The sequence below is a fragment of the Stenotrophomonas sp. GL_111 genome (genome assembly GCF_057835245.1).
This window is the reverse complement of sequence record NZ_CM174421.1, coordinates 21,019-33,646: the sequence shown is the minus strand read 5'-3', so window position 1 is coordinate 33,646 and position 12,628 is coordinate 21,019. Positions and strand designations below refer to the sequence as shown.

Below are 12,628 nucleotides of genomic sequence, written 5' to 3'. Positions count from 1 at the left end.
CGCCGCCGCTACGGATTGCCGATCAGAACTTGTAACGCACGCCGAGCATGAACTGCCGCCCGGTTTCGGTGTATTGCAGCGGCAGGCGGCCGGTGGCCGGCGAATACACCCACTCGTCGCTGGCTTCGTTGGTGAGGTTCATGCCTTCCAGGCTCAGCTCCAGCTTCTCGTTGATCGCATAGCGGATCGAGGCGTCGATGAAGGTGGTACCGGTCATGCCATGGTAGCCATCGAGATTGAAGCCGGCTTCGGTGCCTGCTACCTGGGTCAGGTAGTCATCGCGATTGGTCGCCGAGACGCGGCCGGAGAACACCTTGCCTTCGTAGAACAGCGTGGCGTTCCACGAATTGCGCGACAGACCGGTGAGATCGGCCTTGAGCACCGGCTGGCCGCTGGAGTTGATGTACTGGATCTGCGAGTCGACCCAGGTGTAATTCAACTGCACGCCGAGGTTGGACCACTTGCCGGGCAGGAAGGTAAACGGCTGGGTGTAGTTGACCTCCACGCCCTTGAGTTCGCCGCCCGGCGTGTTCACCGGCTTGGTGTAGGTGAAGTCGCTGTCCGGGCTGGCGCCGGTACCGATCAGCAGCGCATCGGGCAGGCCGCTGAAGCTGTACGGATGGGTTTCGCGGGTGGTCTGGATGAAGGTGTCGATGTCCTTGTAGAACAGTCCGACACCGGCCATGGCGCCTTCGGCGAAATACCACTCGAAGCCCAGGTCCACGTTGGTGGCGCGGATCGGGTCGAGGTCCGGGTTGCCGGTGGCGATGGTGCGCGCCGCACCCGCCACGGCCACGGTGGACCCCGGGGTCAGGTTGCCCAGGCCCGGGCGGCTCATCACCTTGGCCGCGCCCAGGCGGATCAGGAAGTCCGGGGTGATTTCGGCCACCAGGTTGAACGAGGGCAGGGTGTCGTCGTAGGTGCGGCTGGCGGTGGTGGACACCGTGGTGGTGGTGAGCGTGGACAGGCCGGTGGCGGTCTGCTTGGTCCGCACGTAGCGCACACCGAAGTTGCCCGAGAACGGGATGCTGCCCAGTTCGGTGGAGAACTCGCCCATCAGGTAGCCGCCGCGATCCTCTTCCTCCACGCTGCGCACGTTGTTGGCACGCGGGGCGACGGCGAAGATACCGGTGTTGCTGTAGATGTCGAATTCGTTGGCGATCGCGTTCAGGTCCGGCACCACCCAGTTGTTGGGGTTGCCGGCGATGCCCTTGAGGCCTTCCTGCTGGGTCATGTCCACCGGCACGATCTTGCTGCCATTGGGGAAGTTGGGCACGGCCAACTCGCTGGCACGGCGCAGCTCGACGGTCTTGAACGTGTAGTTCTTGGCCAGCACGCCGCCCTTCAGGCGGAAGCCGGGGCTGATGTTCCAGTTGAAGTCGATCTGGCCGGTGTCGAAGTCGTTGTCCACGTACTGCGGCCGCATGCGGATCTCGGCCAGTTCCCAGCCGGCCGGATTGGTCGGGTCGATGCCGTAGTTCAGCGTCGGGAACCGGCTGTTGCCCCGGTAGTCGTAGCTGTAATTGTCGACGTCGTACTTGTCCATGATGATCGTGGTCTGGATCGGGTTCTCGTGCTTGGAGCGCGAGATGCCGACCTTGCCGGACAAGGTGAAGTCATCGCCGAAGCGATGCTGGCCGTTCAGCGCGAGCTGCTTGAACTCGGTGCTCCACTCGTCATGGCGGTTTTCGGTGCGGATGTCGACGTTGTCGAACTCGCCGTAGACCAGCGCATTGTTCTCGATCGCACCGTTCTTGACGATCATCGCCGGCTTGCCGACCAGGCGCGGGGTAGTGCTGTTGCCGCGACTGAAGGAGATCGCTTCGATGTAGTGCTCGTCGCGCTTGGCGTCGATCTTGGAGTACAGCGCGTCCAGCGAGATTTCAGTGGCGTCGGTGGGCTTCCACTGCAGCGTGCCGGTCACGCCCAGGCGCTTCTGCTCGTGTTCCATCTGCACGTAGCGCGGGAAGCGCGGGTGGTAGACGTCGGCGCTGCGCGCGGCCGCGAACGGCGAAGCGGCGTTGAAGTTGTTGTTGCTCGGCCCGTTGGCCCAGCGGCCGGTGTTGGAGCCTTCTTCCAGCGCCTGGCGCTCGGAGTAGGCCACCGACAACAGCGCGCCGAAGGTGCCATCGGCGAAGGTGTTGGAGATCAACGCGGCAATGCGCGGATCGGCCTTTTCGGCCATGGCGTTGTAGCTGGCCTGGCCGCTGGCGGCGAAGGTGAAGCCGTCATAGTCGAACGGGCGCGCGGTGCGCAGGTCGACCGTAGCACCGAGCGAACCTTCTTCGACATCGGCCGAGGCGGTCTTGCGCACCAGCAGCTGCGAGAACAAATCCGAGGCGAACACGTTGAAGTCGAAGCCGCGGCCGCGGTTGGTGCCGCCGCTCTGGTCGCCGGCGCCCACCGTGGTCAGCGCTTCCATGCCGTTGATGCGCACGCGGGTGAAATCCGGGCCCAGGCCGCGCACGGAGATGTTGCGGCCTTCGCCGGCTTCGCGGGTGATCACCACGCCGGGGATGCGCTGCAGCGACTCGGCCAGGTTGAGATCGGGGAACTTGCCGATATCCTCAGCAACGATCGCATCGACCACGCCAGCTTCGCCGCGCTTGATGTCCAGCGCCTTCTCGACGCTGGCGCGGTAGCCGGTGACGGTGACGGTGTCCAGGTCGGTGGCGGCCGGGTTGGCGGCGTCCTGGGCCAGCGCGGTTCCGCTCAGCGCCAGGGCGACCGACAGCGCGAGCAAGGTAACCGGTGTCTTTTTCTGGATGTTTCGAGATTGCATGCTTTCCCTCTCCCAAGGTGCTACATGAAACAGCTATCCGGCGACATGTCAGTGCAATGACACCGCTGGTCAGGGCGGACGTTAACAGTCCGTTCCAGACGGAGCATCTTGCACCGCAGCAGACCTGCAATGTCCCGTAGACGCTTGCAGGACAATGGCTTCACGCAGCGGGAGAGGTAGACGTCAGGCCCCGCAAGGCTAAAATGACACCGCTAGTCATCCACACCGGTCGTGACCACCCGGGACACGACCTCCACGAGGATCCATCGCATGCGTCGTGTCGTCTGTTTCGGAGAGTTGTTGCTGCGCATGAGCGCACCCGGCCGAGAACTGCTGCTGCAGTCGCCGCAGCTGGCGGTGCATGCCGGCGGGGCCGAGGCCAATGTGGCGGTGTCACTGGCCCGCCTGGGCCATCCGGTGGCGATGGTCAGCACGGTGCCGTCCAACCCGCTCGGTGCCTTCGCGCTCGGCGAGCTGCGCCGGCAGGGCGTGGATACCGGCGCGGTGCAGCGGCGCGACGGCCGCATGGGCCTGTACTTCCTCACCACCGGTGCGGTGCAGCGCGCCAGCGAAGTGGTCTATGACCGCGCCGATTCGGCGTTCGCCTGCAGCCAGGCCGCGGACTACGACTGGGATGCGCTGCTGGACGGTGCGCAGTGGCTGCACCTGTCCGGGGTCAGCCCGGCGTTGAACCCGGCCATGGCCGAGGCCACCCTGGCGGCGGCGCAGGCCGCCTGCGCGCGCGGGGTGCCGGTGTCGTTCGATGGCAACTTCCGGCCCTCGCTGTGGGCGCGCTGGCAGGGCGATGCACCGCGCATCCTGCGTGGGCTGTTCGACTGTGCGCACGTGCTGTTTGCCGACTACCGCGACATCGCCACCGTGCTCGGCGGCGACTTCCACCAGGCCGAGCCGGCCGCGCGCGTGGAGGCTGCCGCGGCACAGGCCTTCGCGGCCTTCCCGCGTCTGCAGTGGATGGCCTGCACGCAACGCACCCCGCACAGCGTGGACAACCACGCGTTGGGCGCGATGCTGTTGGGTCGCGACGGCACCCGAGCGACCGCCCCGACCCGCGAGATGATCGGCATCGTCGACCGCATCGGCGGTGGCGACGCCTTCGCCGCAGGCATCCTGCATGGCATGATGCGCGGCTTCACGCCGGAGGCGATCGTGCGCTTCGGCCTGGCCGCCGCCTGTCTCAAGCATTCGATTCCCGGCGACTTCAACCCTGTCAGCGAGGCTGACGTCATGGCCCTGGTGGGCGAGGAGCGATTCGATGTCCGGCGCTGATCCGCGCGTACGCGCAGTGTTGAAACTGGCCCCGGTGATTCCGGTGTTCACCCCGGAAAACGTCGACGATGCGGTCGAGGTCGCGCGCGCGCTGTTCAACGGTGGCCTGCCGGTGATCGAAGTGACCCTGCGCACCCCGGTCGCGCTGGAAGCGATCAAGGCCATGGTCGAGGCGGTGCCCGATGCCGTGGTCGGCGCCGGTACGGTGCTCACCGCCGCGCAGATGGAGCAGGTGAAGCAGGCCGGTGGCCGTTTTGCGGTGTCCCCCGGCGCCACCGCGCGGCTGTATGCGGCCGCGCGCGAGACCGACCTGCCGTTCCTGCCCGGCGTTGCCACCTCCTCCGAGCTGATGCTGGGCCTGGAACACGGCCTGGATACCTTCAAGTTCTTCCCGGCGGTGCAGGCCGGCGGTGCGGCGATGCTGTCGGCGTGGAACGGGCCGTTCGGTGATGTGCGCTTCTGCCCGACCGGTGGCATCAGCGCGCAGACCGCGCGCGATTTCCTGCACCTGCCCAACGTGCTGTGCATCGGCGGTTCCTGGCTCACCACGCGTGCGCTGCTGCAGGCGCGCGACTGGGCCGGGATCGAACAGTTGGCTCGTGCATCGGCGGCCCTGGTCGGCTGAACCGCTCGGGCCAGGCCTGGCGCACCGGGCCATAATGGCGGTGTTCCCGCTGCCGTTGCCTGCCCATGCCTGCGTTGTCGATCGCCAAGACTGTCGTGCTGTCCCTGCTGTCGGTGGTGGTGGCGTTGTTCGTGCTCGGCATGCTCAGCAATGCCGCTGGCTGGATCGCGCCGTGGGTCGGCCTGGCCGACGACGGTGAGCCGCGGCTGGCCTGGGACCTGGCCTGGACGATTCTCGGCGGGGTTGCCGCCACCGCGTTCGCCAGCCGCTATGCGCCGCTGTGGCCGTATGTGCACGGCGGCATCGTCTGGGCGTTGATCGCCGCCGCATCGGTGTACGCCGCCTGGGACCTGGGCAGCGATTTCCCGTTCTGGTTCGTGGCGGTACTGCTGGTCTCGCTACCGTTCCAGGCGGTTGGCATCTGGCTCGGCGCGCGCTACCGCTCGCACTGACGGCTGCGGGTTACTGCAACAACCCGTGCACCGCCGCGGCCGGCATGTGGTCCAGCGCCAGCCAGGCATCTTCCACCACACCACGTGCCTGCGCCCAGCCCAGCCGCGACTGCCCGCGCATCTGTTCCCAATGCTCGGCCAGTTCACCATCGGTGTCGTCGTCGGTGCCACGCGGCCAGTCGGCGTAGTGCGTGGTCAACGCGAAGGCATAGGCCGGATACAGATCGCGCCAGCTGCGGTGGCCGTGGCCACGGCGGCGCTCGTAGTCGTTGCGCATGTACTGGAGGTAGTCCTGCGCGACGGCGTGCGCCTCTTCGGTGCGGTCGCGGCGGGCACGGCGCCCGCCCCGGTCCGGCTGCAGGTAGGCGTTGAACAGCGCGGGGGCGGTTCGGCGGTCCAGGCGGGGCATGGCACGGCTCCGGCAGTACGGGGCAGGCAGGAATAGCCCCGCCCCCGTTAGCCAGCCGTGACAGATCCGTTCAGTGCGGCGGATTCGCGGCGGGTTCACCCGCCGCGCGCTGTAGTGGGGTCCCCGCTGCGGAGACACTCCCATGCCACGCGATCCCCTGCGCGAAGCCACCACCCCGGTTCCGGGTGAAATGCGCGCCAAGCACGACCTGCAGGACGCCGAGGACCGCGGCGCCGGCATGTCGTCCCCCGCCGAGCCGGATCATCTGCCCGTCGTCGCCACCCCGCCGGCGCCCGCGCGCGACCGCAAGGACCTGGCGCCCGGTGCCGCCGGCCCGGCCGGCCATCACCGCCGCGAGGACGAACACCAGCGCCAACTGCGCAAGCAGCACGCCAGCGACAACCAGGACGAGGCCCTGGAGGAGACTTTCCCGGCCAGCGACCCGACTTCGCCGTTCGTGCCGGCCAAGATCCCGCAGTAGCGATCAACCGATCACGGTGCCCACTGCCACTGCAGGCCCAGGCTGAGCCGGCGGTCCGGGCCCGGCTCGAAGAAGCGCTGGTTGCCGTCATTGACGATCACCGAGCCGATGTAGCGCTGGTCCAGCGCATTGTCGATGCGGGCGAACACGCGCAGGTCGCCCTGCGCGGTACGCCAGCGCCGCCCGGCCTCCAGGTTGAGCAGCGCATACCCCGGCGCCCGTTCACTGGCCAGGTCATTGACCACGGTGTCGCTGGCGGCCACCAGTTCGCCCGCCCATTGCCAGTCGCCGGGGCGGTACTGCAGCTGCGCGTTCCACTGCTGCCGGGGCACGCCGGGCAGGCGCGCACCGGCGGCCACCACCGCGCAAGTGCTCGCCGCGCACAGCGGATACGGGTCGCGCACCGTCGCCTCCAGGTAGGTATAGGCCAGCGTCAGTTCCAGCTGGGTGCCGAGCGGCTGCAGGTAACTGGCTTCGGCGCCTTGGCGGCGGGTCCGGCCGATGTTGCGATACGTGCTGCGCCCGCCGGTATTGCTGGCCACCGCCAGCTCGTCGTCGGTGTCGGCGCGGAACAGGGCAGCCTCCAGCCGTGCGCCGCTCTGCGTGTGCCATTTGCTGCCCAGTTCCAGGTTGCGGCTGCGCGCCGCCGAAAGATCCAGCGCCAGCCCGGCCTGGCCGTCGGCACGGTAGCCCAGCTCGTTGAAGGTGGGCGTTTCAAAGCCACGCCCGGCCGAGGCGTACAGCCGCCACGCCTCGCTGGCGCGGAACACCACCCCGGCCACCGGGGTGGTGGCGGTGTAATCGCGCGAGCCGCTGTCATCGGGGTTGGTCGCGGTGATGTAGTGATCGCTGGAGCGGAAACGCACCTGGCTGTGGCGCACGCCGAGCAGCAGCGACCAGCGCGGTGCCCACTGCCACCAGGCCTGGGCGAACTGATCGACATTCTCCACCCGATCGCGCTGGTCGCGCCGCAGGCGACCCTGCACGCCCAACTGATCGCCCACGAAGTTCTCGTAACCTCGCCGATTCTGGGCCTGACGGTCGGCATTGGCACCGATCACCAGATCCAATGGCCGCCCGGCCCGATCGCCGTGCCAGGCCCAGCGCGCGTCCAGGCCACCGTAGCCGCCATCCAGATCGATCACCCCACCGGCATGCAGTGGAAAGGAGTTCTGCGGGCCCGGCGGAATGGCCAGGAACTGCTGCACGCTGCGCTGCCCGGCATAGCCCATCGCGCGCCAGCTGTGTGCGCCGTCGGTACGGGTGAACACCAGCCCGGCCTGGGCCTGGCGCACCGATTTGCGGGTGTTGTACTGCTCGGCCACCGCCGTGGCCTGGCGCGGGTTTTCGCGCACCTGGGCGCGGCTCAGGCCCAGCGGGTCCTGTGCGTCGGGCGCATCGAAGTAGTTGAGCACCAGCTCCAGCTGGCCCCCGCCCACGTCGGTGCCCAGCCGCGCATTGACCGACTCGCGTCGGGCACGGCTGTGTTCGCGCCAGCCGTCGGTACGGAAGTGGTTGGCTGCCACGTTGTAGCGCACCGGCCCCTGCTGGCCGCGCAGCTGGGCCCCGGTGCTGAGCGTGTTGTCCCCGCCTGCATCGATGCGCAGCCGCCACGGATCGCCAGCGGCGCCGTCCGCGCTCCACACCTGCACCACCCCGCCGGAGGAATTGCCATACAGCGCCGAGAACGGCCCGCGCAGCACTTCCACGCGCTGTGCCGAGAGCAGGCTGGCGTGCGAGAGCTGGCCCTGGCCGTCGGGCATGGTGGCCGGCACGCCGTCCACCAGCACCCGCACCCCACGCACCCCGAAGGCGGAGCGCGCGCCGAAACCGCGGATCGACAGCTGGGTGTCCTGCGCGTAATTCTGGCGATCGCGCGCCAGCACCCCGGGGATCCCGGACAGCGCTTCGGACAGCTGCGCCAGCCGGCCGTTGCGGTCCTCATCGATCCAGACCGTGCTGATCGAAGCCGGCAGGTCGACATCGGCCACCTGCTGCACCCGGCCCGCCTGCACCTGAACCGCCGGCAGCCGCGCGATCGGGGCCTGCGGCGGTGCAGCCTCCTGGGCCCGTGCCAGGATCGGCAACAGCGCGGCCGAAAGCAGCGAAACGTGCAGGTTCAACCGGGAAATTCGTCGCATGCGGGCAGGGGTCCTCGATAGATCAGTGCGCCGCACGCCATGGTACGGAAGCGGCTGTGACGGTGGCCACCGCGCCCTCGGCGCGGCTTTGTTACGATGAGCCGGTTGTGGCCGATTCTGCCGCAACTGCGTCGCGCCATCCTCCCCCTTCCGTCATCCGAATGAGTACCGCCGTGTCCTTCTTTGCAAATGTGGAACTGGTCCCAGGCGACCCGATCCTGGGCCTGACCGAGGCATACAACGCCGACAGCCGTCCGACCAAGGTCAACCTGGGTGTGGGCATCTATTACGACGAAAGCGGCCGCATCCCGCTGCTTCGCGCCGTGAACAAGATCGAACAGCAGCTGGCGCTGGACGCCAAACCGCGCGGCTACCTGCCGATCGACGGCCTGCCCGCCTACAACCAGGCCACCCGTGAACTGGTGTTCGGCAAGGAATCGCCGCTGCTGGCCGCCGGCCGCGTGGCCACCTCCCAGACCATCGGCGGCAGCGGGGCGCTGCGCGTTGGCGCGGACCTGCTGCACCGGCTGCTGCCGCACGCCACCATCGCCATCAGCAACCCGAGCTGGGAAAACCACCGCGCCGTGTTCGGTGCCGCTGGTTTCGACGTGGTGGAATACAGCTACTTCGACCCGGCCACCCACGGCGTGGACTTCGAGGCCATGCTCGCCGACCTCGGCAAGCTGCAGCCGGGCACCGTGGTGCTGCTGCACGCGTGCTGCCACAACCCGACCGGTGCCGACCTCACCGTCGCACAGTGGAAGCAGGTGGCTGCGCTGTTGAAGGACCGCGAGCTGTTCCCGTTCATCGACATGGCCTACCAGGGCTTCGACAAGGGCATCAGCGAAGACGGCGCCGCCGTGCGCATCATCGCTGAAGCCGGCATCGACAGCTTCGTGGTCGCCAACTCGTACTCCAAGTCGTTCTCGCTGTATGGCGAGCGCATTGGCGCGCTGTCGGTGGTGGCCCCGGACGCGAACGCGGCCAAGGCCGTGCAGTCGCAGGTCAAGCGCATCATCCGCACCATCTATTCCAGCCCGTCCAATCATGGCGCGGCGCTGGTTGCCGGCGTGCTCAACAGCGTCGAGCTGCGCCAGGTGTGGGAAGCCGAGCTCACCGAGATGCGCGAGCGCATCCACGCCCTGCGTCACGGGCTGGTGGAGAACCTGATCGCCGCCGGTGCACCGCAGTTCGCCTTCATCAACGACCAGGCCGGCATGTTCTCGTACTCGGGCCTGAGCCGCGCCCAGGTCGACCGCCTGCGCGACGAGTTCGGCATCTACGCCGTCGGCACCGGCCGCATCTGCGTGGCCGCACTGAACCAGGGCAACCTGGCCTACGTGGCCCAGGCCGTGGCGACCGTCGCCAAGGGCTGAGTCATCGCGTCAGTGCAGGGAGAACGGCCGCCTTGTGCGGCCGTTTTTCATGCGACGGCAACCGAGTCAGACAAGCGCTGCGCGCTCGGGCGACAATAGGCGATTCTCCAGCCCAGGCAGCCAGATTCCATGTCCCGTTCGTCGCTTACCCGGTACCTGATCGAAGAGCAGCACGCCGGCCGCATCAACGCCGACCTGCGCCAGCTGATCGCCGTCGTCGCCCGCGCCTGCACCAGCATCTCCATCGCGGTCAGCAAGGGCGCCCTCGGCGGCGTCCTCGGCGAAGCCGGTACCGGCAACGTGCAGGGCGAAGCGCAGAAGAAGCTGGACGTCATCAGCAACGAGATCCTGCTCGAAGCCAACGCCTGGGGTGGCCACCTGGCGGCCTGCGCCTCCGAAGAAATGGACCACTGCCAGCCCGTCCCCGACACCTACCCGCGCGGCGACTTCCTGCTCCTGTTCGATCCCCTCGACGGCAGCTCCAACATCGACGTCAACGTGTCCGTCGGCACCATCTTCTCGGTCCTGCGCTGCCCGCCGGGCACCGAACAGCCCAACGATGACAGCTTCCTGCAGCCTGGCACCGCGCAGGTCGCGGCCGGCTACTGCATCTACGGCCCCAGCACCCAGATGGTGCTCACCGTCGGCCACGGCACCCATGCCTTCACCCTGGACCGCGAGAAGGGCGAGTTCGTGCTGACCACCCCGGACATGCAGATCCCGGAAGACACCCAGGAATTTGCCATCAACATGTCCAACCAGCGCCATTGGGAAACCCCGATGCAGGGCTACGTGCAGGACCTGCTGGCCGGCAAGGAAGGCGCGCGCGGCAAGAACTTCAATATGCGCTGGATCGCCAGCATGGTGGCCGACGTGCACCGCATCCTTACCCGCGGCGGCATCTTCATCTACCCGTGGGACAAGAAGGATCCGTCCAAGGCCGGCAAGCTGCGCCTGATGTACGAAGCCAACCCGATGGGCCTGCTGGTCGAACAGGCCGGCGGCGCGGCCACCACCGGCCGCGAGCGCATCCTCGACATCCAGCCCGACCACCTGCACCAGCGCGTGCCGGTGTTCCTCGGCTCGCGCAATGAAGTGGCCGAAGCCACCCGCTATCACCGCGCGCACGACGACGCACAGGGCTGATCGCCGCGCACGGGACCGGCATGCGCCCGGTCCCGCCGTGTCATCAAGAAGCCGAACGTGGCAACGGCGTGACATCGGCCACGTCTGAGGTCACCATCGGCAGCAGATGCCCACGGATGACACCATGACGGCCGACCCGCAGCGCGACTTCATCGAAGTAATCCACAACGCCATCCCCGCCGATGTTTGTGCGGCGATACAGGCCAGGATGCGATCCAGTGCGCAGTTGCTGCCCGGCGAAGTGGGCAGTGGTGTGTACCCGGAACTCAAGCACAGCAAGGATCTTCGGATCAGCGGCCTGCCTGAGTGGCGCGAAGTGGAAATCCAGCTGCAGCAGGCCGTATTCGGCGGGGTTTTGAGTTATCTACGCCGTTATCCACAGGCACTGATCTCGCCGCTGATGTTGCAGGTTCAAGACAGCGACGGTAGCCCACGTCGATTGGCTGCCGACGATTTCCCCGGTATGGACGATGCTTCGCTGTCCGATCTGGCCCGCACCTGCCTGCGTCCGGCTGCCATCAATCTGCAATGGTATGCGGCCGGGGAGGGTGGCTATCCCTATTGGCACTGCGAACTGTATCCGCGCGATGCCGGCGCCGAGACCCTGCATCGCCACCTGCTGTGGACGCTCTATCTCAACGATGATTTCGAGCAGGGCGAAACCGAGTTCCTGTTCCAGTACCGCAAGATCGCCCCGCGCACGGGGAGCTTGCTGATCGCCCCGACGGCGTTCACCCACACGCATCGCGGTAACCGCCCGGTGGGCGGCGACAAGTTCATTGCCACCAGCTGGGTGCTGTTCCAGAGTGCGGAGAAGCTGTTTGGGACACCTGATCGGTAGCGAAAAGTGGTGCCTGACATACATGCAACGGTTGCTCTGCAGATCATGATCAAGGCACTGCTCGATGAGCACGAACACTCCTCGCACCCGCAACTTCTCGACGCTGACTGGCATGGATTGTGCATACCCGGAACAGACTTATCCAGGACGCCTCATCAGTAACCTCTTGATGAACATATAACTCACATAGAGAAATATCATCCCGAAAAAGAAGAACGCGTAATCAAGTCCTGCAAGGGATAGTTTAAGAACCAATTTTTCGGCCACATGAAAAATTAGCAGGAACGCCATCGCGAAGAACACCAAGCCAGCAAACCCACTGTACAAATTGAACCAGTTCATATATCACCTGCATTTGCAAAGAACATCGACAAATTCCTTCTCACCTTTCGTCGTAAACCGATACCGCGCCGCCAGCCATAGCGAGCGCACCCGCTGCCGTCACCTCGGCCTGGTCCAAAGACGCGCCAATAAGGAAGGCAACTAGACCACCTGCCACAACCTGCCCGTTCCCGACAATATCAGCGCCACCGAATGCTGCAGCAACGTAATCGACTTTAGGATCTGTCAGGCACTCAGCAAGTCCTAGTGGATCGATTCGGCTGACGGGGTTTCCGCTCGCGTAAGCATAAGTATTCGTACCAACAACAAGACCAATCGGGTCACTCTGCACATAATGCTCAGGTCACGCGGGGACATTCCTTGATGCGATTTCCTGGGAAGTCTTATGCAGGGTACAAAGACGCCATTGCACGAATGTACTCATCCACGGTCGATATGGGCTGTTCGATTCGCATGCCGCGTTTTTTCGCCATGGCGTCCAGCTCATGCATGAGCATCGCGAAGCCAGAATCAAAATCGTTCCATCGACCTGGTGAAAGTTCTACATTGAACCGATCGGTCGGTCTGAGCTTTCCGGAAGGCACTCTGATTTCCGAAGCAACCAAGCCCAGTAACTCGATGACGAGATCTTTCTCCAAACCAGAGTTCTCGTAGAAGATCCTGAAGAATTCATCATCGTTCAACTCAGATCTGGAATTCACACCATCTCGTAATTTTGTCATTTATCTCTCCAGTATCCCTGCCAA

12 protein-coding genes are annotated in these 12,628 nt (G+C 66.1%); 7 read left to right on the top strand and 5 right to left on the bottom strand.

What is annotated here, in order from left to right:
- Positions 1–22: 22 nt before the first annotated feature.
- A complete protein-coding gene (locus AC3IPM_RS00165) occupies positions 23–2,782 on the bottom strand; it encodes a TonB-dependent receptor (RefSeq protein ID WP_489301917.1) in 2,760 nt (919 codons plus the stop codon).
- A gap of 270 nt (positions 2,783–3,052) precedes the next feature.
- On the opposite strand from AC3IPM_RS00165, the gene AC3IPM_RS00160 reads away from it, so the two are divergent.
- From AC3IPM_RS00160 to AC3IPM_RS00150, 3 genes are all read left to right on the top strand, one after another.
- Positions 3,053–4,069 (top strand): sugar kinase, encoded by a 1,017-nt coding sequence (locus tag AC3IPM_RS00160; protein WP_489301916.1) that lies wholly within the window; start codon positions 3,053–3,055, stop codon positions 4,067–4,069.
- The gene (gene eda, locus AC3IPM_RS00155; RefSeq protein WP_489301915.1) at positions 4,056–4,694 is read left to right on the top strand and encodes a bifunctional 4-hydroxy-2-oxoglutarate aldolase/2-dehydro-3-deoxy-phosphogluconate aldolase; all 639 of its coding nucleotides are present in this window, start codon (positions 4,056–4,058) and stop codon (positions 4,692–4,694) included. Before AC3IPM_RS00160 ends, eda begins: the two co-directional genes overlap by 14 nt.
- Positions 4,695–4,759: 65 nt before the next feature.
- Complete coding sequence (locus AC3IPM_RS00150; RefSeq protein WP_489301914.1) at positions 4,760–5,146, top strand: hypothetical protein; 387 nt, start codon at positions 4,760–4,762, stop codon at positions 5,144–5,146.
- Positions 5,147–5,156: 10 nt separating this feature from the next.
- Here AC3IPM_RS00150 and AC3IPM_RS00145 read toward each other — a convergent pair whose 3' ends face one another.
- Positions 5,157–5,555 carry a hypothetical protein gene (locus AC3IPM_RS00145; protein WP_489301913.1) on the bottom strand — a complete coding sequence of 133 codons (399 nt, stop codon included), beginning with the start codon at positions 5,553–5,555 and terminating at the stop codon, positions 5,157–5,159.
- 142 nt (positions 5,556–5,697) lie between these two features.
- Between AC3IPM_RS00145 and AC3IPM_RS00140 the strand changes: the two genes are divergently transcribed.
- Entirely contained in the window at positions 5,698–6,036 is a 339-nt protein-coding gene (locus AC3IPM_RS00140; RefSeq protein ID WP_489301912.1) for a hypothetical protein, read from the top strand.
- A gap of 11 nt (positions 6,037–6,047) precedes the next feature.
- Here the strand turns inward: AC3IPM_RS00140 and AC3IPM_RS00135 are convergent, their stop codons facing one another.
- Positions 6,048–8,177: a TonB-dependent receptor family protein gene (locus tag AC3IPM_RS00135; RefSeq protein WP_489301911.1), complete on the bottom strand. Its 2,130-nt coding sequence runs from the start codon at positions 8,175–8,177 to the stop codon at positions 6,048–6,050.
- 173 nt (positions 8,178–8,350) lie between these two features.
- Here AC3IPM_RS00135 and AC3IPM_RS00130 point away from each other — a divergent pair, with 173 nt between their 5' ends.
- The 3 genes from AC3IPM_RS00130 (at position 8,351) to AC3IPM_RS00120 (ending at position 11,540) form a co-directional block, all read left to right on the top strand.
- On the top strand, positions 8,351–9,553 hold the full coding sequence (locus AC3IPM_RS00130; protein ID WP_489301910.1) for an amino acid aminotransferase: 1,203 nt from the start codon (positions 8,351–8,353) through the stop codon (positions 9,551–9,553).
- 129 nt (positions 9,554–9,682) lie between these two features.
- The gene (locus tag AC3IPM_RS00125) at positions 9,683–10,699 is read left to right on the top strand and encodes a class 1 fructose-bisphosphatase (RefSeq protein WP_489301909.1); all 1,017 of its coding nucleotides are present in this window, start codon (positions 9,683–9,685) and stop codon (positions 10,697–10,699) included.
- Between the two features lie 124 nt (positions 10,700–10,823).
- The gene (locus AC3IPM_RS00120) at positions 10,824–11,540 is read left to right on the top strand and encodes a 2OG-Fe(II) oxygenase (RefSeq protein WP_489301908.1); all 717 of its coding nucleotides are present in this window, start codon (positions 10,824–10,826) and stop codon (positions 11,538–11,540) included.
- A 382-nt stretch (positions 11,541–11,922) separates the two neighbouring features.
- On the opposite strand, the gene AC3IPM_RS00115 is transcribed toward AC3IPM_RS00120, so the two are convergent.
- Both AC3IPM_RS00115 and AC3IPM_RS00110 read right to left on the bottom strand, forming a co-directional pair.
- Positions 11,923–12,213 (bottom strand): RHS repeat-associated core domain-containing protein, encoded by a 291-nt coding sequence (locus tag AC3IPM_RS00115; RefSeq protein ID WP_489301907.1) that lies wholly within the window; start codon positions 12,211–12,213, stop codon positions 11,923–11,925.
- 52 nt (positions 12,214–12,265) lie between these two features.
- Positions 12,266–12,604, bottom strand: coding sequence for a hypothetical protein (locus tag AC3IPM_RS00110; protein ID WP_489301906.1), 339 nt, complete (start codon positions 12,602–12,604; stop codon positions 12,266–12,268).
- Positions 12,605–12,628: the final 24 nt, after the last annotated feature.

Excerpts from the sequence above, each read along its gene's own strand:
- AC3IPM_RS00145 (WP_489301913.1), bottom strand. The coding sequence starts at position 5,555 with ATGCCCCGCCTGGACCGCCGAACCGCCCCCGCGCTGTTCAACGCCTAC.
- AC3IPM_RS00160 (WP_489301916.1), top strand. The coding sequence starts at position 3,053 with ATGCGTCGTGTCGTCTGTTTCGGAGAGTTGTTGCTGCGCATGAGCGCA.
- AC3IPM_RS00140 (WP_489301912.1), top strand. The coding sequence starts at position 5,698 with ATGCCACGCGATCCCCTGCGCGAAGCCACCACCCCGGTTCCGGGTGAA.
- eda (WP_489301915.1), top strand. The coding sequence starts at position 4,056 with ATGTCCGGCGCTGATCCGCGCGTACGCGCAGTGTTGAAACTGGCCCCG.
- AC3IPM_RS00135 (WP_489301911.1), bottom strand. The coding sequence starts at position 8,177 with ATGCGACGAATTTCCCGGTTGAACCTGCACGTTTCGCTGCTTTCGGCC.
- AC3IPM_RS00120 (WP_489301908.1), top strand. The coding sequence starts at position 10,824 with ATGACGGCCGACCCGCAGCGCGACTTCATCGAAGTAATCCACAACGCC.
- AC3IPM_RS00125 (WP_489301909.1), top strand. The coding sequence starts at position 9,683 with ATGTCCCGTTCGTCGCTTACCCGGTACCTGATCGAAGAGCAGCACGCC.
- AC3IPM_RS00110 (WP_489301906.1), bottom strand. The coding sequence starts at position 12,604 with ATGACAAAATTACGAGATGGTGTGAATTCCAGATCTGAGTTGAACGAT.
- AC3IPM_RS00165 (WP_489301917.1), bottom strand. The coding sequence starts at position 2,782 with ATGCAATCTCGAAACATCCAGAAAAAGACACCGGTTACCTTGCTCGCG.
- AC3IPM_RS00150 (WP_489301914.1), top strand. The coding sequence starts at position 4,760 with ATGCCTGCGTTGTCGATCGCCAAGACTGTCGTGCTGTCCCTGCTGTCG.